Annotated in this window: 20 protein-coding genes; 18 read left to right on the top strand and 2 right to left on the bottom strand. The window is 72.8% G+C overall.

The window, feature by feature from the left end; translation table 11 throughout:
* Positions 1-62 precede the first annotated feature (62 nt).
* The 10 genes from MUN78_RS14975 to MUN78_RS14935 all read left to right on the top strand — a co-directional run bounded on the left by MUN78_RS14975 (position 63) and on the right by MUN78_RS14935 (position 9,675).
* A complete protein-coding gene (locus MUN78_RS14975) occupies positions 63-1,085 on the top strand; it encodes a substrate-binding domain-containing protein (RefSeq protein WP_244692014.1) in 1,023 nt (340 codons plus the stop codon).
* 22 nt (positions 1,086-1,107) lie between these two features.
* Positions 1,108-2,154 carry an ABC transporter permease gene (locus MUN78_RS14970; RefSeq protein WP_244692013.1) on the top strand — a complete coding sequence of 349 codons (1,047 nt, stop codon included), beginning with the start codon at positions 1,108-1,110 and terminating at the stop codon, positions 2,152-2,154.
* The gene (locus MUN78_RS14965) at positions 2,151-3,131 is read left to right on the top strand and encodes an ATP-binding cassette domain-containing protein (protein ID WP_244727506.1); all 981 of its coding nucleotides are present in this window, start codon (positions 2,151-2,153) and stop codon (positions 3,129-3,131) included. The genes MUN78_RS14970 and MUN78_RS14965 overlap by 4 nt, the downstream gene beginning before the upstream one ends.
* A gap of 337 nt (positions 3,132-3,468) precedes the next feature.
* Positions 3,469-4,692, top strand: a complete 1,224-nt coding sequence (locus MUN78_RS14960; protein ID WP_244727504.1) for a Gfo/Idh/MocA family protein — start codon at positions 3,469-3,471, stop codon at positions 4,690-4,692.
* Positions 4,693-4,756: 64 nt separating this feature from the next.
* A complete protein-coding gene (locus tag MUN78_RS14955) occupies positions 4,757-5,626 on the top strand; it encodes a sugar phosphate isomerase/epimerase family protein (protein WP_244727502.1) in 870 nt (289 codons plus the stop codon).
* Entirely contained in the window at positions 5,623-6,699 is a 1,077-nt protein-coding gene (locus tag MUN78_RS14950) for a Gfo/Idh/MocA family protein (protein WP_244727501.1), read from the top strand. Before MUN78_RS14955 ends, MUN78_RS14950 begins: the two co-directional genes overlap by 4 nt.
* A gap of 53 nt (positions 6,700-6,752) precedes the next feature.
* Entirely contained in the window at positions 6,753-7,271 is a 519-nt protein-coding gene (locus MUN78_RS16750) for an SDR family NAD(P)-dependent oxidoreductase (RefSeq protein WP_346730591.1), read from the top strand.
* Positions 7,241-7,552 carry an SDR family oxidoreductase gene (locus MUN78_RS16745; RefSeq protein WP_346730590.1) on the top strand — a complete coding sequence of 104 codons (312 nt, stop codon included), beginning with the start codon at positions 7,241-7,243 and terminating at the stop codon, positions 7,550-7,552. The genes MUN78_RS16750 and MUN78_RS16745 overlap by 31 nt, the downstream gene beginning before the upstream one ends.
* 60 nt (positions 7,553-7,612) lie before the next feature.
* A complete protein-coding gene (locus MUN78_RS14940) occupies positions 7,613-8,611 on the top strand; it encodes a Gfo/Idh/MocA family protein (RefSeq protein WP_244727499.1) in 999 nt (332 codons plus the stop codon).
* The gene (locus MUN78_RS14935) at positions 8,608-9,675 is read left to right on the top strand and encodes a Gfo/Idh/MocA family protein (protein ID WP_244727497.1); all 1,068 of its coding nucleotides are present in this window, start codon (positions 8,608-8,610) and stop codon (positions 9,673-9,675) included. The genes MUN78_RS14940 and MUN78_RS14935 overlap by 4 nt, the downstream gene beginning before the upstream one ends.
* On the opposite strand, the gene MUN78_RS14930 is transcribed toward MUN78_RS14935, so the two are convergent.
* Complete coding sequence (locus MUN78_RS14930; protein ID WP_244727495.1) at positions 9,575-10,249, bottom strand: TetR/AcrR family transcriptional regulator; 675 nt, start codon at positions 10,247-10,249, stop codon at positions 9,575-9,577. The genes MUN78_RS14935 and MUN78_RS14930 overlap by 101 nt on opposite strands.
* 53 nt (positions 10,250-10,302) lie before the next feature.
* Here MUN78_RS14930 and MUN78_RS14925 point away from each other — a divergent pair, with 53 nt between their 5' ends.
* Entirely contained in the window at positions 10,303-10,686 is a 384-nt protein-coding gene (locus tag MUN78_RS14925) for a DUF952 domain-containing protein (protein WP_244727493.1), read from the top strand.
* Here the strand turns inward: MUN78_RS14925 and MUN78_RS14920 are convergent.
* Positions 10,625-12,016: an amidase gene (locus MUN78_RS14920; RefSeq protein WP_244727491.1), complete on the bottom strand. Its 1,392-nt coding sequence runs from the start codon at positions 12,014-12,016 to the stop codon at positions 10,625-10,627. The genes MUN78_RS14925 and MUN78_RS14920 overlap by 62 nt on opposite strands.
* Positions 12,017-12,125: 109 nt before the next feature.
* Between MUN78_RS14920 and MUN78_RS14915 the strand changes: the two genes are divergently transcribed.
* The 7 genes from MUN78_RS14915 to MUN78_RS14885 all read left to right on the top strand — a co-directional run bounded on the left by MUN78_RS14915 (position 12,126) and on the right by MUN78_RS14885 (position 18,213).
* Complete coding sequence (locus MUN78_RS14915; RefSeq protein WP_244727489.1) at positions 12,126-13,247, top strand: metal ABC transporter substrate-binding protein; 1,122 nt, start codon at positions 12,126-12,128, stop codon at positions 13,245-13,247.
* The gene (locus tag MUN78_RS14910; protein WP_244727487.1) at positions 13,244-14,026 is read left to right on the top strand and encodes a metal ABC transporter ATP-binding protein; all 783 of its coding nucleotides are present in this window, start codon (positions 13,244-13,246) and stop codon (positions 14,024-14,026) included. The genes MUN78_RS14915 and MUN78_RS14910 overlap by 4 nt, the downstream gene beginning before the upstream one ends.
* A complete protein-coding gene (locus MUN78_RS14905; RefSeq protein WP_244727485.1) occupies positions 14,023-14,904 on the top strand; it encodes a metal ABC transporter permease in 882 nt (293 codons plus the stop codon). The genes MUN78_RS14910 and MUN78_RS14905 overlap by 4 nt, the downstream gene beginning before the upstream one ends.
* Positions 14,901-15,761, top strand: coding sequence for a metal ABC transporter permease (locus MUN78_RS14900; protein ID WP_244727483.1), 861 nt, complete (start codon positions 14,901-14,903; stop codon positions 15,759-15,761). The genes MUN78_RS14905 and MUN78_RS14900 overlap by 4 nt, the downstream gene beginning before the upstream one ends.
* 37 nt (positions 15,762-15,798) lie before the next feature.
* Complete coding sequence (locus MUN78_RS14895) at positions 15,799-16,188, top strand: Fur family transcriptional regulator (protein WP_244727482.1); 390 nt, start codon at positions 15,799-15,801, stop codon at positions 16,186-16,188.
* 253 nt (positions 16,189-16,441) lie between these two features.
* Positions 16,442-17,263 (top strand): amino acid ABC transporter ATP-binding protein, encoded by an 822-nt coding sequence (locus MUN78_RS14890; protein WP_244691996.1) that lies wholly within the window; start codon positions 16,442-16,444, stop codon positions 17,261-17,263.
* A 68-nt stretch (positions 17,264-17,331) separates the two neighbouring features.
* Positions 17,332-18,213 (top strand): glutamate ABC transporter substrate-binding protein, encoded by an 882-nt coding sequence (locus MUN78_RS14885; protein ID WP_244691994.1) that lies wholly within the window; start codon positions 17,332-17,334, stop codon positions 18,211-18,213.
* The last annotated feature ends 54 nt before the right edge of the window (positions 18,214-18,267 follow it).

The raw sequence follows: 18,267 nt of genomic DNA, 5'->3' as shown, positions 1-18,267 counted from the left end.
TGTAAACGCAGAGCGCAAGCTTTGTAACGACATTAGTTCAAAAAGCACGATGGAGTGAAACTATGTTGAAGTCACGTTTTGGCCGGTGGAGCAAGCTCGGACTCGCCGGAGTCGCGGCGACCGGAGCCCTCATGCTGGCGGCCTGCGGCAGCCCGGCGGGAGCGGGCGGCGGGGCCGCCGGCGGCGGCGGATCCGCCGTGGAAGAGGACGAGCTCAAGGTCGCCCTGGTCACTCACGCCGCCCCGGGCGACACCTTCTGGGACACGATCCGCGCCGGTGCCGAGGCCGCGGCCGAGCGCAACAACGTCGAACTGCTCTACAGCTCCGATCCCGACGGCGCGCGCCAGGCCCAGCTCGTCCAGCAGGCGGTCGATCAGGACGTCGACGGCATCGTCGTCACCCTCGCGAAGGCCGACGCCATGGCCGGCGAGGTGCAGAAGGCGGTCGACGCCGGCATCCCGGTCTTCAGCATCAACGCGGGCGAAGAGGCCTACAAGGACATGGGCGTGCTCGCGCACTTCGGTCAGAACGAGTTCATCGCCGGCCAGGCCGCGGCGGAGGAGTTCAACGAGGCCGGCGCCCAGAAGGCGATCTGCGTGATCCAGGAGCAGGGGCACGTCGGCCTCGAGTCCCGCTGCGAGGGCTTCGCCGACACCTTCGCCGGATCCTCGGAGGTGCTGTACGTCACGGGCACGGACATGACGAACGTCGCCTCGACGATCACATCGAAGCTCCAGACCAACGCCGATATCGACGCGGTGCTCACCCTCGGCGCCCCCTTCGCGATGACCGCGCTCGACGCGATCGCCGACGCCGGCTCGAGCGCGAAGCTGGCCACCACCGACCTCAACGCCGACGTCTACTCGGCGATCGGCGACGGGTCGATCCTCTTCGGCATCGATCAGCAGCCGTTCCTGCAGGGCTACGAGTCGGTCGAAGCGGTGCGCCTCTACGCCACGGGCGGATACGTGCTCGGCGGCGGACAGGCCGTGCTGACGGGCCCCGCGGTCGTCAACGCCGACAACCTCGACAGCGTCGCCGCGCAGTTCGAGGGCGCGGAGGACGCGGCCGACAGCGAGAGCTGATCGCCCGAGAGAGTTGAGTTCCATGTCTACAGCAACTGCTCCGAAGTTCGACGAGCGCATCGCTCGGGGGAACCTGTTCACCCGGTTCTTCACGAAGCCCGAGGCGGGGGCGACCGCGGCCGCCCTCGTGCTCGCGATCATGTTCGCGGTGGTCGCGCCGCAGTTCACGAAGCCGGATTCGATCGCGACGATCCTGTACGGGGCGTCGACGGTCGGGATCATGGCGGTGGGCGTCTCCCTGCTGATGATCGGCGGCGAGGTCGACCTGTCCGCCGGCGTCGGCGTGATCTCCGCGGCGCTGTCGTCCTCGCTCTTCATGTACTGGTTCGGCGGCAACGTGTGGGTCGGGGCGCTCATCGGCCTCGTGTTCTCGCTGCTCGTCGGGCTGCTGAACGGGTGGCTGCTGACGAAGACGAAACTCTCGAGCTTCATCATCACGCTGGCGACCTTCTTCATGCTGACGGGTCTGAACCTCGGCGTGACGCGGGCGCTCACGGGCGGCGTCGCCGCCCCGTCGATCGCGGCGTGGCCGGGCTTCGACTCGGCCGCCGCGGTCTTCGCCTCCGACATCCCGGTGTTCGGGGTGAAGGTGAAGATCACGGTGTTCTACTGGATCCTCCTCGTGATCATCGCGACCTGGATCCTGCAGCGCACCCGGATCGGCAACTGGATCTTCTCCTCGGGCGGCGCCCCGGATGCGGCCCGCGCCGTGGGCGTCCCCGTCGTGAAGACCAAGATCGGCCTGTACATGGGCGTCAGCTTCTGCGCGTGGCTGCTGGGCATGCACCAGCTGTTCGCGTTCAAGACGGTGCAGTCCGGCGAGGGCATCGGCAACGAGTTCCTGTACATCATCGCGGCGGTCGTGGGCGGCTGCCTGATGACCGGCGGGTACGGCTCGGCGATCGGCGGCGCCATCGGCGCGCTGATCTACGGCATGGCGCTCAAGGGCGTCGTGTACGCCGAGTGGAACCCCGACTGGCTGAAGTTCTTCCTGGGCGCGATGCTCCTGGGGGCGACGGTCCTGAACTTCACGCTGCAGCGCCGCGCTGCGAGGGGAGGCAAGAAATGAACGCCACGGTGACGGCCGAGTCGGCCTCGGGGGCGGCGGTGCTCGAGCAGCCGCTCGTCGAGCTGCGGGACGCCGAGAAGCGCTACGGGAACATCATCGCCCTGCGCGATGTGAGTCTGAAGGTGGGCGCCGGCGAGGTGATGTGCGTGCTCGGCGACAACGGCGCCGGGAAGTCCACGCTCATCAAGATCATCGCGGGGCTGCACCAGCACACGGCGGGCGAGTACCTCGTCGAGGGCGAGCCCGTGAAGTTCAACTCGCCGCGCGAGGCGCTCAACCGCGGGATCGCGACCGTGTACCAGGATCTCGCGGTCGCCCCGCTCATGCCGGTGTGGCGCAACTTCTTCCTCGGCTCCGAGCAGACGAAGGGGTGGGGGCCGTTCAAGCGCCTCGACGTCGACTTCATGAAGCGGACGGCGAAGAAGGAGCTGCTCGACATGGGCATCGACCTGCGCGACGTCGACCAGCCGATCGGCACGCTCTCGGGCGGTGAGCGGCAGTGCGTCGCGATCGCGCGCGCCGTGTACTTCGGGGCGAAGGTGCTCATCCTCGACGAGCCGACGGCGGCCCTCGGCGTGAAGCAGTCGGGCGTCGTGCTCCGCTACATCATCCAGGCGCGGGATCGCGGCCTCGGGGTGATCTTCATCACCCACAACCCGCACCACGCGTACCCGGTGGGGGATCGCTTCCTGCTGCTCAAGCGCGGGCAGTCGATCGGCTACCACGAGAAGTCGGGGATCACGCTCGAGGAGCTCACGGGCCTCATGGCCGGCGGCGCCGAGCTCGAGCAGCTCGTGCACGAGCTGCGGAACGTCGGCACCTCGACGGACACCGTGCGCACCATCCGCGACGAGATCCAGGACGACTCGGCCGCGGGCGTGGGCCGGGTGTCCGTGACCGAGGCGGTCGGCGTCATCCCCGGCGAATACCCGGACGATGCGGAGGACGGGGACGACGCGGAGGACGGCCGCCGGTAGCGGCGCCGGACCCCCGGAACTCCGAGACCCTGCGAGATCCCCCGGGCGCCACGAAGTCACCCAGGCACTACGAAGTCACCGAGGCCCTGCGTTCTGCACCGTCAGCAACGCAGGGCCTCGGTGACTTCGTGGGGTTTCGTGGGGTTTCGGTGGGCTTCGGCGGGGCGGGGGCGGATCGGCGCCTGCCCGCCGCGCCGGGCGCCGCTTGACACCCGCTCGCGCATGTACTTACAATTTGGACCGGTCCATTTTCTGGGGGCGTCAGCGTCGACGCGTCGCACCCGGCGGGCCCGGACCAGGGAAGCGGTGCCCGGCACCACGACGGAAGCGAACGACCATGCGCACTCTTGCAGACGGCACCACCGAGATCGGAGTCGGCCTCATCAGCGTCGGATGGATGGGCCAGCTGCACAGCCGCGCGTACGCGAACCTGCGCTACGCCTACGCCGACCTCGGCATCCGCCCCCGCCTCGTCCACGCCGCCGATCCGGCCCCCGCACGCGCGGAGGAGGCGGTGCAGGTGCTCGGCTACGCGCGCGCCTCCGCCGACTACCACGAGGTGCTCGCCGATCCCGAGGTCGACGTGGTCTCCATCTGCGCCCCGAACTTCCTGCACGCCGAGATCGGGATCGCCGCCGCGCGGGCCGGCAAGCACTTCTGGATCGAGAAGCCCGTCGGCCGCGGCGAGGACGAGACGCGCGCGGTCGCCGAGGCTGCGGCCGAGGCCGGCGTCGTCAGCTCGATCGGCTTCAACTACCGGCACGCGCCCGCCGTCGAGTACCTCCGCGAACTCGTCGCCTCCGGCCGTCTCGGCCGCATCACGAACGTGCGCGGCCAGATGTTCGCCGACTACTCGGCCGACCCCCGCGGCGCCCTCTCCTGGCGCTTCGTCCGCGGGCTCGCCGGCAACGGCGTGCTCGGGGACCTCATGGGGCACCTCGTGGACCTCGTGCAGTACGCGCTCGGCCCGATCGCCGAGGTCAGCGCCGTCGCCTCCACCGTCTACACGGAGCGCCCCGAGCTCCCCATGGGCACCGGGACGCACTTCGCCGTCATCGAGGACGGCGAGATGAAGCCGGTGGAGAACGAGGACTACGCCGGCATGCTCGTGCGCCTCGCGGACGATGCGACGGCCGCGGGCGCCGTCGGCACCCTCGAGGCCTCGCGCGTCGCGGTCGGCCCGCGCGCCAGCTACGGCATCGAGGTCTACGGCACGGCGGGCTCGGCCCACTGGGACTTCGAACGGCTCAACGAGCTGCACCTCTCGGGCGGTCTCGGCGCCGAGGATCAGGGCTACACCCGCATCATGGCCCGCCCGGGCATGGGGGACTTCGGCCGCTTCCAGCCGGGGGCGGGCACCTCGATGGGCTACGACGACCTCAAGGTGATCGAGGCCAAGAAGTTCCTGCAGGCCGTGCTCGGCCGCGAGTCCCTGAACTCGAACATCCAGGACGCGCTCTCCGCCGCCCAGGTCGTCACCGCCGCCGAGCGCTCCGCCGAGTCGCGGGCGTGGGAGGCGAGCGCCCCCGTCGCCGGCACGACCGCGGCGATCCGATCCTGAGCGTACGGACCACCCCAGCCCCCCGGCCGGCACCCCCGGCCCGACCCCGAACGAAGGAGTTCATATGACCCCGCGCATCGCCTCCGCCCCGATCAGCTGGGGCGTCATCGAGGTCCCCGAATGGGGCCTGCAGCTCGACCGGGAGCGCGTGCTCTCCGAGATGGTCTCGCTCGGGATCACCGCCACCGAGTTCGGCCCGGAGGGCTTCCTCCCGGACGCGCCGGCCGAGCGGGCCGCGGCGCTCGCCGAGGCCGGGCTCGAAGCCGTCGGCGGGTTCTTCCCGATCGTGCTCCACCGGGAGGAGGCGGATCCGCTCCCCGCGATCGAGCGCGAGCTCCGCGCCTATTCCGCCGCCGGCGCGGGCACGCTGGTGCTCTCCGCCGTCACCGGCGCCGCCGGCTACGACGGCGCGGCCGAGCTGAGCGACGCGGAATGGCGGACGCTGCTCGCGAATCTGGATCGCGCGCTCGACGCGGCCGCGGCGGCCGGGGTCGTCGCCGTGCTGCATCCGCACCTCGGCACCGTCGTCGAATCCCCCGAGGCGGTCGAGCGGGTGGTCGCGGGCTCGCGCATCGGCCTCTGCCTCGACACGGGGCACTACACCCTCGGCGGCGGCGACGCGGTCGCGTTCGTGCGACGGCACGCCGGACGCATCGTGCACGCCCATCTCAAGGACGTGAGCCTGGAGGTGGCCGGCCGCGTGCGCGCGGGCGAGATCGACTACCGCGAGGGCGTGCGGCAGGGCATGTACCGCGCGCTCGGATCCGGCGACGCGCGCATCGCCGAGATCCTCGCCGCGCTGCGGGACGCCGGGTACGCCGGCTGGTTCGTGCTCGAGCAGGACGCGGTGGTGGAGGACGAGGCGGGCGCCGCGCGCGCCTTCGCCGACGCGCGGCGCAGCGTGGCGTTCATCCGCGAGGCGGTCGCAGCGTGAGCGCATCGCCGCACGCGGAGGCCGCTCCGCTCCGGATCGGCATGCTCGGCGCCTCCCGGATCGCGGAGCTCGCGATCCTGGAGGCGAGCGCGGCGACGGGCGAGATCCTCGCCGCGGTCGCGGCTCGCGACCCCGAGCGCGCCCGCGCCTACGCCGCGGAGCACGGATTCGCCCGCGTGCACGAGGACTACGGGGCGCTACTCGCCGACGACTCCCTCGACCTCGTCTACATCGGCCTGCCCAACGGGCTCCACGCCGAGTGGACGGCCCGCGCCCTCGACGCGGGCCGCAACGTGCTCGTGGAGAAGCCGTTCGCGGCGAACCTCGCGGAGTTCGACCGGGTCGCGGCGCGGCTCGAGGCCGCCGAGGGGTGGGCGTGGGAGGCGTTCCACTACGCCGACCACCCCGCGCTCGCCCGCCTCATCGCGATCGTGCGCGACGGCGGCATCGGGCGGCTGCGCCAGATCGAGGTGCGCATGGAGATGCCGGCGCCGCCCGCGAGCGATCCGCGCTGGAGCTTCGACCTCGCCGGCGGCGCGATGATGGATCTCGGCTGCTACGCCCTCAACGTGCTGCTGCTGCTCGGGGAGGAGCTGGGCGCGGATCCGACCCCCGCGATCCCGCAGCTGCGCAGCGCCCGTGCCGTGCCGTACGCCCCGGATCCCCGCGTCGACGCGACCGTCGAGGCCGAGCTCTCGCTCGCCGGCATCCCGGTCGATCTCCGCACGAGCATGGAGAGCGACGGCTGGGATTTCTCCCTGCGGCTCGTCGGCGACACCGGCGAGGTGCTGCTGCCCAACTTCGTGAAGCCGCAGGAGGACGGCCGGCTCATCGTCCGCGGCGGCGGCGCGGGCGCGGGCGCTGCGGAAGCGGCCGGCGGTGCCGCCGAGCGGGTGGAGCGGGTCAGCGGCACCTCGTCCTACGCCTTCCAGCTGCGGCGCATCCGCGCGGCCGTGCGGGGCGGCGAGCGCGCGACCGCGCTGCTCGCGCGCTCGCGCCGCACGATGGCGCTGATCGATGAGATCTCCCTGGCGAGCGGGCTGCCGCTGCGACCCGGGCGGCTCGCGGACTGACCCGCGGTATGTGCAGGACATCGGAGGGGAACCTCCCGGACGAAGGAGACGGCATGCAGGCGCTGATGCAGGACAGGGTGGTGCTGGTGACGGGCGGCACGCAGGGACTCGGGCGCGCGATCGCCGAGGCGGCCGCCCGCGAGGGCGCGAGCGGCATCGCGATCGTCGGGCGGAACCCCGAGAAGGCGGAGGTCGCGCTCGCGGCGATCCGTGCCGCGGCAGCGGGATCCGCGGACTGCGACGCCATCGCGATCATCGCCGATCTCGGCGCGGCCGGCGCGGCCGAGCGCGCCGTCGCCGAGACGGTCGCGCGCTTCGGCCGCATCGACAGCCTCGTCAACGCCGCCGGCGCGACGAGCCGGGGCACGCTCCTCGACACGACGCGCGAACTGCTCGAGGAGCACCTGACCCTCAACATCACGGCGCCGTTCATGACCATGCAGGGCGCCGTGGCCGACATGACCGCGCGGCGGGCGCCCGGCACGATCCTGAACATCATCAGCATGTCGATGCACGGCGGCCAGCCCTACCTCGCCCCTACGTGGCCTCGAAGGCGGGACTCGCGGGGCTGACGAAGAACGCGGCGTTCGCGCACCGCTTCGATCGGATCCGGATCAACGGCCTGAACATCGGGTGGACGGCGACGCCCGGCGAGGCCGTCACCCAGCAGACCTTCCACGACGCGGCGCCGGACTGGCTCGCCGAGGCATCGGCCGCGCAGCCGATGGGCAAGCTCGGGCAGCCCGACGAGATCGCCGACGCGGTGGTCTTCCTGCTCAGCGACCGCAGCGGCGTCGTCACCGGATCGATCATCGACTGGGATCAGAACGTCCCGGGCGCCTACGACCAGTAGCCCGCGCCGCATCCCGCACCACCTCCCACCATTCCCACGCACCAGACACAGGAGCGCACTATGAGAATCGGCATCATCGGCACCGGCGTCATGGGCGCCTTCCACGTCGGCCTGCTGCACGAGCAGGTCTCCGGGGCGACCGTCGTCGCGGTCGCGGACCCCGCGATCGACCGCGCGGAGGCCGTCGTCGCCGCGATCCCGGGAGCCCGCGCCTTCGCCGACGCGCAGGAGCTCATCGCCGACCCCGAGGTCGAAGCGGTGCTCATCGCCTCGCCCGACTCCCTGCACGCCGAGCAGACCCTCGCCTGCATCGCCGCCGGGAAGCCGACGCTCTGCGAGAAGCCGCTGTCGTACTCCGTGGCCGATGCCGAGCGCGTCGTCGCCGCGCACCGGGAGAAGGTGGGCGACGGGATCCCGCTCGTGCACCAGGGCTTCATGCGCCGCTTCGATCCCGGGTACGTCGAGCAGAAGCGGGCCGTCGATTCCGGCGCGCACGGCCGCCCCGTCATGGTGCACTCGATCGGCCGCGGCATGGCGACCGGCCCCGGCGCCACCGACGAGACGGTGATCTACAACTCCGCGATCCACGACATCGACGTGGTGCCGTGGCTGCTCGGCTCGCCGGTCACCGCGGTGAGCTGGCACGCCCCCGAGACGCCGAGCGGGCAGCACCCCGAGCTGCGCGAGCCCTTCCTCCTGCTGCTGCGCACCGCCGACGGGGCGCTCTCGACGGTGGAGAACTCGCTCAACGCGCGCTACGGCTACGACATGCGCTCCGAGGTGCTCTGCGAGACGGGCACCGTCGCGATCACGGAACCGCATCGCGTCGTCACGGGATCGGCGCTCGCCGCGAGCACGCCGATCCCGGCGGATTTCCGGCCGCGCTTCGCCGAGGCCTACCGGCTCGAGCTGCAGGAGTGGGTGACGGCGCTGAACGAGGGCCGGGCGCCGACGCTCGCCACCGTCGAGGACGGCGCGCAGGCCACCCGCGTCGCGGCGGCCGCGGTCGCCTCCATGCGCGCCGGCGGCGCCTTCGTGGCGGTCGGGGACGCGCGATGAGCGTCCCCGTGCTGCCGCAGCCGCAGCTGCCCGATCCCCGCACCGGACCGTCCCTGCGCTGGGCGATCCTCGGCAGCGGCTGGATCGCCGCGCAGTTCGTGCGCTCGCTGCGGGAGCACACGAACCAGCGCGTCGTCGCGGTCGGTTCGCGCAGCCTCGCCCGCGCCGAGGCGTTCGCCGCCGAGCACGGCATCGCGCACGCCTACGGCTCCTACGAGGAGCTCGTCGCGAGCGACATCGACGTCGTCTACGTCGCCACCGGGCACCTCGACCACTTCGCGCACGCCGCGCTCGCGCTCGAGGCGGGCAGGCCCGTGCTCGTGGAGAAGCCGATGACGCCGCGTCTCGCCGAGACCCGAGCGCTCGCGGCGCTCGCCCGGGCTCGGGGGCTCTTCGCGATGGAGGCCGTGTGGACGGTGACGCTGCCGCGCTACGCGGTGATCCGCCAGATCCTCGAGCAGGGGATGCTCGGCGACGTGGTCGAGGTGCAGGCGAATCTCGGCGAGCGCCTCGTCGACCACCACCGCGCGATGGACCCGGCGCAGGGCGGCGGCGTGATGAACGACCTCGGCTCGTACACGCTCATGTTCGCGAACGAGATCATCCCGGGGCTCCGGGTGCGGGCGGCGCACGGCCGCCGCCACGCCCTGCCGGGTGCGGCCGGCCCCGGTGCGATCGGCGAGTTCCACGCGCTGCTCGGCGACGACGGGGATCGCCTCGCCACGGTCAGCGCCTCGATGCTCGCGGACACCCCGACCACGGCCTACGTGGCGGGCACCGAGGCGACGCTGATCCTCGAGGCGCCCTTCTACCAGCCGGGTCCCGTCGTCGTGCGCTTCCACGGCGATGCGGCGCGGACGGGCGTCCCCGCGGGCACGGAGCTGCGCGTCGACGAGCCGGCGCTCGCGCACGACCAGCTCTTCTGGGAGGCGCTCGAGGTCGCCCGGTGCATCGACGCCGGGCTCACCGAGTCGCCGCTGCGTCCGCTGGATCGCTCGATCGAGACGATCGCGCTCGTGGAGGAGGCGCGTGCGGCGATGGGGGATCCGCTGCCCGCGGCGTGAACGCGGCGAGGACGCGGTCGACGTGGGCCGCGACCGCGGCGTCGAGCGGCGCCGGATCGAGACCCAGGAGGCGCCGCCGGTGCGGTTCGCCGAGGAGCGCCGCGAAGAGGATCGCCGCGCGCTCGGCGGGTGGTGCCGGCGCGTCCGGCGGCACCGCCGCCTCGGACAGCAGCGCGGCGAGGCGCTCCTGCGCCTGCGCGGGGCCGGCGGCGTAGAACGCGGCCGCGAGCTCCGGATCGCGCGCGGCCGCGGCGATGACGGCGCGGTGGACGCCGACGGCCTCGTCGCTCAGCAGCTGCGCGACGAGGTCGCGCGCGGCGTCCTCGAGCCGCTCGGGCCGGGGCGGGTCGTCGAGGGTGCCGTGCAGCCGCTGCATCGCCGCGCGCACGAGCCCCGCGCGGTCGCCGAAGTCGGCGTAGAGCGTGCGCTTGGCGACCCGGGTCTCGGCGGCCAGGCGGTCGAAGGTCACCGCGTCCCAGCCCTCGGCGACGAGCAGCTGGGCGACGGCCCGCGCGACGCGGAGCCGCCGGGATGCGCGCTCCGCGGCGGTGGGGCGTCCCCGTTTCACGGTCATGGGAGTATCGTAGCCGAATAATGCTACGCAATCGTTTCATTCAGGAGGCCGCCGTGACCATGGAGATCCATCACATCGCGATCGAGGACGACTGGGAGATGAGCCGCGGCTTCGGCGAGTACGAGGTCGCCACCCGCGGCACGCACCTCGATGACGTCGGCTACCTCCACGCGACGACCGCCGCGGGCGTCGAGGCCGTGCTCCGCGCCCGGTACGCGGATCTCGCGCTGCCGCTGCTCGACATCGTGATCCGCGTCGAGGCGCTCGAGGCGGCCGGCGTGCCCGTGGAGTGGCACGACGGCCGCCCGCGCATCATGGGCGCGCTGCCGATGTCGCGCGAGGTCATCGCCTCGGAGGAGCGGATCGCACGGCACCTCACGCCAGGAGCTGCGCCGCGAGCCGGAGCAGCTGCGGTTCGGAGCCCGCGCGGCCGATGAGCTGCACGCCGATCCCGAGCCCCTCCGCCGCGGGAACGACGACCGCGGGGACGCCCGCGACGTTGACCATCGAGGTGTACGGCGCCCACTCGCACTGCAGCCGGTAGTCCTCGTCGGGGTCGAGCGCGGTGAACGCGCCGACGCGCGGAGCGGGCATGGCGAGTCCCGGGGTGAGCACCGCGTCGAAGGCGCCCCAGCGCTCGCGGACCGCGGCGGCGAAGGCGCGCAGCACGGCGCCGGCCGCGTCCTGCTCCGCGGGATCGCGCGCGAGCGCGCGCTCCCGGAACCTCCGGGTGAGCGGCATGAGCCGCTCCGCCGCGCCGCGCGCGAGGCGGAGCCGGGCGAGTCCGGCGGTCCAGGCCGTCAGGAAGGCCTCGGGGTACCGCGGATCGTAGCGGAACTCGGCGGGTTCGACCCGATGGCCGAGCTCCGCGAGCCGCTCGGCCGCGGCCGCGTGCGCGCGGCGCGCGGCGGCCGAGAGCGGCACGGGGAAGGCGGCGGCGAAGGGCGAGTCGGCGCTGACGGCGATGCGGAGCCCCGACGCCGAGTCCGCCGTCCGCACGGCGCGCAGCGCGGGCTCCGTCGTGGCGCCGCGCTGGGCGTCGAAGAGCAGCGCGGCGTCCCGCGGGGTGCGCGCGATGGGCCCGCTCACCGTCATCCGCGGGGCGCCGTGCTCGTCGTGCGGCCCGCCGCGCGCCGGAAGATCGCCGGGGATCGCGCCGAGGCCGGGCTTCAGGCCGACGAGCCCGCAGGCGAGCGCGGGGATGCGGATCGACCCGCCGCCGTCGCTGCCCGGTCCGAACGGCAGCAGCCCCGCCGCCACCGCCGCGGCGCTGCCGCCCGAGGAGCCGCCGGCGGTGCGCTCGGGATCGAGCGGATTGCGCGCGGGCGGCGCGATCGCGTTCTCCGAGTACGCGGTGAGCCCGAGCTCGGGCACCTGCGTCTTCGCGAGCGGGATCCCGCCGCTCGCGCGCAGGATCGCGACGCCGGGGGCGTCGGCGGCCGCCACCGGGTGGCGCATCGCCGCGCTGCCGTGGGTCGTGGGGAGCCCGGCGACGTCGACGAGGTCCTTCACCGCGAAGGGGACGCCGTGCAGGCGCGGCAGCGCCGCCGCGCGCTCCGAGGCGGGGAGTGCGGCGAGGCGCTCGTCGGCCGCCCGGGCCGCCTCGAGCGCGCGCTCGGCCGCGACCGAGACGACGGCGCCGAGTCCCGCGCGCGCGGCGAGGCGCTCGAGCGCGTCGGACACGGCCTCCCGCGCCGACATCTCACCGGCGCGGAGCGCGTCGCGCAGCTCCTCCGCCGTCCCCGGGAATCCGCGCGCCTCCTGCATGGTTCCAGGGTAGGCGCGCGGGCCGCCCGCCGCGGAGCCGCTCCGGCCGTGTTGCGAACCGTTCTCACGAGAGTTAGGATGATTCCCGTTCTCATTTAGAAAGCGTGCAATGACTCCGAAGCCCCGTTCCCCGAAACTCCTCGCCCTGGCCGGCGCGGCCGCCGCCGCGCTCCTCGCCCTCACCTCCTGCAGCTCGGCGGGCGCGAGCGGCGGAGACGGAGGCGGCGGCGACGGCGACGGCCTCAAGGTCGTCGCGACGACGACGCAGCTCACGGACTTCGCGAGGGAACTCGGCGGCGACGACATCGCGCTCACCGGGCTGCTGCAGGCCGGCGCGTCGGCGCACCACTTCGATCCGAGCCCCGCGGACCTCCTGGCGCTCGGCGAGGCGGATGTGCTCATCGTCAACGGCGCCGGACTCGAGACCTTCGTCGACGACGCGGTGGAGTCGTCGGGCTTCGACGGCGAGATCATCACCGCGGCCGACGGCATCGACCTCGACGCGGCGCGGGCCGTGACCGCCGAGGGAGGCGGGGCCGCGGACGAGCACGAGGATCACGATCACGCGGAGCACGATGATCACGAGGCCGAGGCCGAGGCCGAGGCCGAAGACGCGCACGACGACCACGATCACGCGGAGCACGACCACGATCACGGCGACCTGAACCCGCACATCTGGACCTCCCCGGCGAACGCCGAGGGCATGGTCGCCGAGATCGCCGACGGCCTCGCCGCCGCGGATCCCGCGCACGCCGACGCCTACGCGGAGCGCGCCGAGGCCTACACCGCCAGGCTCGCCGAGCTCGACGACTGGGTCGCCGCCCAGTTCGACCGCGTCCCGGCCGCGGAACGCGTGCTCGTGAGCGGGCACGACTCGCTCCGCTACTACCTGCACGACTACGGGATCGCCTTCGCCGGGTCGATCCTGCCGAGCTTCGAGGACAACGCGGAGCCGAGCGCCGCCGATATCGACGCCCTCGTGGCCGAGATCGAGGCGCAGGGGGTCCGGGCGATCTTCGTGGAGTCCTCGATGAGCCCGAAGCTCGCGCAGACGATCGCGGAGGAGGCCGGGGTCGAGGTCGTCGACGCCGAGACCCTCTACGCGGACTCCCTCGGCGCCGCCGACAGCGACGGCGCCACCTACCTGGACGCCACCGTGCACAACACCCGGGTGATCCTCGAGGCCTGGGGCGCGCAGGCGGACCCGGTCCCCGATAGTCTGCAGGGATGACGGCCGCACTCGAACTGCACGACGCGGCGTTCGGCTACGACGGCGTCGCCCGGGTCGAGGGGCTGAGCCTCGAGGTGCCGTGCGGAGCGGCGGTCGCGCTCATCGGGCCGAACGGCTCGGGGAAGTCGACGCTGCTGCGGGGCATCCTGGGCCTCGCGGAGCGCACGGCCGGCACGGTGCGCGTGCTCGGGGAGGCCCCGGAGCGCGCGAGGCGACGCATCGGTTCGCTGCCGCAGGCCGACACCCGGGACGCGACGCTCCCCATCACGCTCCGGCAGGCCGTGACGATGGGCCTGTACCGCTCCCGCGGCGCGCTCGCCCCCATCGGCCGCTCCGGCCGCGCCGCGGTCGCCGCGGCGCTCGAGCGGGTCGGTCTCGCGGAGCTCGCGGCCCGGCGCTTCGGCGAGCTCTCCGGCGGGCAGCAGCAGCGCGGGATCCTGGCGCGCGCGCTCGTTTCCGACCCGCAGCTCCTGCTGCTCGACGAGCCCTTCAACGGCCTCGACCGCGAGAACCGAGAAGTGCTGCTGCGGCTCGTCGGCGAGCTGCGGGCCGAAGGGCGCACGATCGTCGTGTCGACCCACGACCTGGAGATCGCCCAGGAGGCCTGCTCGCACGTGCTGCTGCTCGCGAGCGGGCACCGACCCGGCCAGCCGGGCCACCCCGCCGCCTTCGGCCCGCTCGACGCGGCGCTCACGCTCGACGCCGTGCAGCACGCCTTCCAGGGCACCACCGTGGAGCTCGACCACCACACCGTGACCACCACGCGGGAGACGGAGTGACGCCCGAACTGCTGCACGCCGTGTCGCCCGTCGAGGCCTTCGCGCTGCCGTTCATGTGGCGCGGGCTCGTGACGGTGGCGATCCTGGCGGTCGCGGCGGGCGTCGTCGGCCTCTTCATCAGCTTCCGCGAGCTCGAGTTCGTGAGCGACGGTCTCGTCCACTCCGTGTTCCCCGGCCTCGTGGTCGGGGCGGCGGTCGGCGGGACGGCGGGGCTGCTCCCGGGCGCGGCGATCTCCGCGGTGCTCGCCGCCGTGCTCTTCACGGTCATCGAGCACCGCGGCGGGGTCGGCGCCGATGCCGCGATCGCGGTCGTGCTCACCGGGCTGTTCAGCCTCGGCGTGGTGCTCGTCTCCCGGCAGGAGGGGTACGTCTCGCAGCTGCAGGAGCTGCTCTTCGGCCGGCTGCTCACCGTCACGGACGCGCAGCTCTGGCAGATCCTCGTCGTCGCACTCGCGGCCGTCGGCATCGTGGGCGTCACCTGGCGGGCGCAGCTCTTCCGCGCCTTCGACGCCGCCGGCGCCGAGGCCGCGGGGTTCCGCGTGCTCCGCGCCGATCTCGCGCTCGGCGTCGCGGTCGCCCTGCTCGTCGTCGCGGGCGTCCAGGCACTCGGCGTGCTCATGGTCATCGCGCTGCTCACGGTGCCGATGGCCGCCGCCCGCCTCGTGAGCCGCCGCTTCGGCGCGCTCATCCCGCTCGCGATCCTGCTCCCGCTCGCGGCGGGCGCGCTCGGGCTCTGGCTGTCCTTCGCGTGGTCGGTCGGCGCCGGGGCGACGGTGTCGCCCGGCGCGGTCGTCGTGCTCCTCCTCGTCGCCGGCTACGTGCTCGCCGCGCTCGCGCGCCGGATCGCGGGGGCGCTGCGCCGCCGGAGGACCGCATGAGCTACTTCGCCCTCGCCGCGCTCGAGCTCGCGCTCCTCGGCCTGCTCTCCGCCGTCGCGGGCACGCTCATCGTGCTGCGCCGGCGCTCGTTCTTCGCCGTGGCGCTCAGCCACGCGACCTTCCCCGGCGGCGTCGCCTTCGCCATCCTCGGCTGGAACCTGCTCATCGGCCAGGCGCTCTTCGCGCTCCTGCTGGTGCTCGCCATGACGCTGCTCGCGCGCATCCCCGGGCAGGGGCGCCAGGTGACGAGCGGCGTCGTGCTGTCCTTCGGCTTCGCCCTCGGCACGCTGCTCGCGGCGCTCACGCCGGGGCTCGGCGTGCCCGTCGAGGCCCTGCTCGTGGGCTCGCCCCTCGGCGTCTCCCCGAGCGACGTCGCCGCCACCGCGATCGTGCTCGTCGTGACGCTCCTCGTGGCGGCGGTCTTCGGCCGCCGGATCCTGTTCCACACCTTCGACCCGGTCGGGTACGCGGCCTCCGGCTTCCGCGTGTGGCCGATCGAGCTCGCCGTGACCGGCGCGATCGCCGCCGCCGTCGTCGTCGCGATGCCGGCCGTCGGCGCGATCCTCGGCGTCGCCGTGCTCATCGCCCCGGCCGCCGCGGCACGGGTGCTCGCGCCGCGGCTGGCCTGGATCCCGCCGCTGGCGGCCCTCATCGGCGTCGCCGGCGGGCTCATTGGGCTGTGGGCCTCGCGCGAGTTCGGGATCGCGGCCGGCGGCTCCGTCGGCGTCGTGCTCACGGGCATGTTCGTGCTGGCGCTCGCCGGGCGATGGCTCGCCCGCGCGCTGCGCCCGCGGCGACGTGCGCCCGTGGCGAACCCGCGCGCGGAGGAGGAATTCCGGGAACTTCGCTACGGTTGAGGCAGAGCGAGGCGGACGAGCGAGCGGGAGGTGCGAGGTGCAGCCGAAGCGGAATACCTGGCAGCGCGAGGCGGTGCGATCGGCGCTCGCGGAGCGCGAGGGCTTCGTGAGCGCGCAGGAACTGCACCAGGCGCTGCGCGACGGCGGCTCGACGATCGGTCTCGCGACCGTCTACCGCGCGCTCGGCGGCCTCGCCGACAGCGGCGAGGCCGACTCCCTGCAGTCGCCCGACGGCGAGAACCTCTTCCGCTCGTGCGAGACCCCGACGCACCACCATCACCTCATCTGCCGCAGCTGCGGGGCGACGCGCGAGCTCTCCGCCGCGGTCGTCGAGGAGTGGACGCGCCGCGTCGGCGCCGAGCACGGCTTCACCGAGATCGAGCACGTCGTCGATCTCTTCGGGATCTGCGCGGACTGCCGCGCCTGAGCGCGCGCTCGTATCGCCTGAGCGCGCGCGTGTCGCCTCAACGCGCTCCCGTATCGCCCGAGCGTCTCCTGGGTGACAGCTCGGTAACAATGCTTGCCGTGAAATGGGCGCACTGAGCCTGAGCTCTGACACATCTTCGTGAATGCCAGGGCGAAGTGCTCGTTGATCAGGACTTTACGGAAACACTAGTGGCTTTCGTCGATTCCGCACAAGGTCTGGTCAGCCAGCGGTCCGCCCCGCTACGATCCCGGGTATGACACCAGCTGAAGCGACGCAGCCCGGGGCGACGACGCCCGGCACGGCGAAGACCACCGCGGTCAGAGTGGTCCGCGACGACCGCGAACCCCTCGTCGTGGTCGAAGGCGTGAACAAGCACTACGGCGAGCTCCACGTGCTCAACGACATCAACACGCAGGTGGGCCGCGGCGAGGTCGTCGTGGTCCTCGGGCCCTCCGGCTCGGGCAAATCGACGCTCTGCCGCGCGATCAACCGCCTCGAGACCATCGACTCCGGCACCATCACGATTGACGGGCAGCCGCTCCCCGAGGAGGGCAAGGGGCTCGCGAAGCTGCGGGCCGACGTGGGCATGGTGTTCCAGTCCTTCAACCTCTTCGCGCACAAGACGATCCTCGAGAACGTCACCCTCGGGCCGATCAAGGTCCGCGGGATGTCCCGGAAGGCCGCCGAGGAGAAGGCCATGGCCCTGCTCGACCGCGTCGGGATCGCCAACCAGGCGAAGAAGCTCCCCTCGCAGCTCTCGGGCGGCCAGCAGCAGCGCGCCGCGATCGCCCGTTCGCTCGCGATGGACCCGAAGCTCATCCTGCTCGACGAGCCGACCTCGGCGCTCGATCCGGAGATGATCAACGAGGTGCTCGACGTCATGATCGGCCTCGCGAACGAGGGCATGACGATGGTCGCCGTGACGCACGAGATGGGCTTCGCCCGGCGCGCGGCGGACCGCATCGTCTTCATGGCCGACGGCCAGATCGTCGAGGAGGCGACGCCCGAGCAGTTCTTCACCGACCCCCAGACCTCCCGCGCGAAGGACTTCCTCTCGAAGATCCTCGGCCACTGAGCCGCCGGGAGGCGCGACCGACCACGCTCCGGCACCGCCGGACTCATCGAAGAGAAGGCAGGCACTCCATGCGAATCACCCAGTACGCGGCAGTCATCGCGGCCGTCGGCGCCCTCGCGCTCACGGCCTGCGCATCGGGCTCCCCGAACGACGCGGGCGGCGGGGAGGAGACCTCCGCGCCCGTCGAGGACGTCACGTTCGACGAGGGCACCACGATGGCGAAGCTCAGCGAAGCGGGCAAGATCACCATCGGCACGAAGTTCGATCAGCCCCTGTTCGGCCTCATGAATCCCACCACGAACGAGCCCGAGGGCTTCGATGTCGAGATGGGCAAGCTCATCGCGGCGAAGCTCGGCCTGTCCGAGGACCAGATCGAGTGGAAGGAGGCCGTGTCGGCGAACCGCGAGCCCTTCATCCAGAACGGCGAGGTCGACATCGTCGTCGCGACTTACACGATCAACGACGAGCGCAAGGAGGTCATCGACTTCGGCGGGCCCTACTACATCGCGGGTCAGGATCTCCTCGTGCTCACCGGCAACCCCGAGGGCATCGAGGGCATCGACGATGTCGCAGGCCAGAAGGTGTGCTCGGTGACGGGCTCCACCTCCGAGCAGAACCTCAAGGACGCCGGCGTCGAGGTGCTCGCCACCGACACCTACTCGAACTGCCTCGAGCCGCTGCGCTCGGGCGAGGTCGTCGCGGTCTCCACCGACAACGTGATCCTCGCGGGGCTCGCCGACCAGAACCCGGGCGAGTTCGAGGTCGTGGAGAACCCGTTCACGGAGGAGCCCTACGGCATCGGCCTGAAGAAGGACGACCAGGAGTTCCGCGACTTCATCAACGACACCCTCGAGGCGTCCTTCGAGGACGGCGCGTGGGCCGCTGCGTGGGAGAGCACCGCCGGCAAGGTGCTGTCGACGCCCGAGCCGCCGACGATCGACCGGTACTGACCCCGCGCCGGATCGGCGACGATCCGGCGCCCATCGACCCCCGGGGCCGCACGG

The sequence above is a fragment of the Leucobacter allii genome (assembly GCF_022919155.1).
Classification (GTDB): Bacteria; Actinomycetota; Actinomycetes; order Actinomycetales; family Microbacteriaceae; genus Leucobacter; species Leucobacter allii.
The sequence above is the reverse complement of the archived record's forward strand: the minus strand, read 5'-3'. Positions and strand labels throughout refer to the sequence as shown.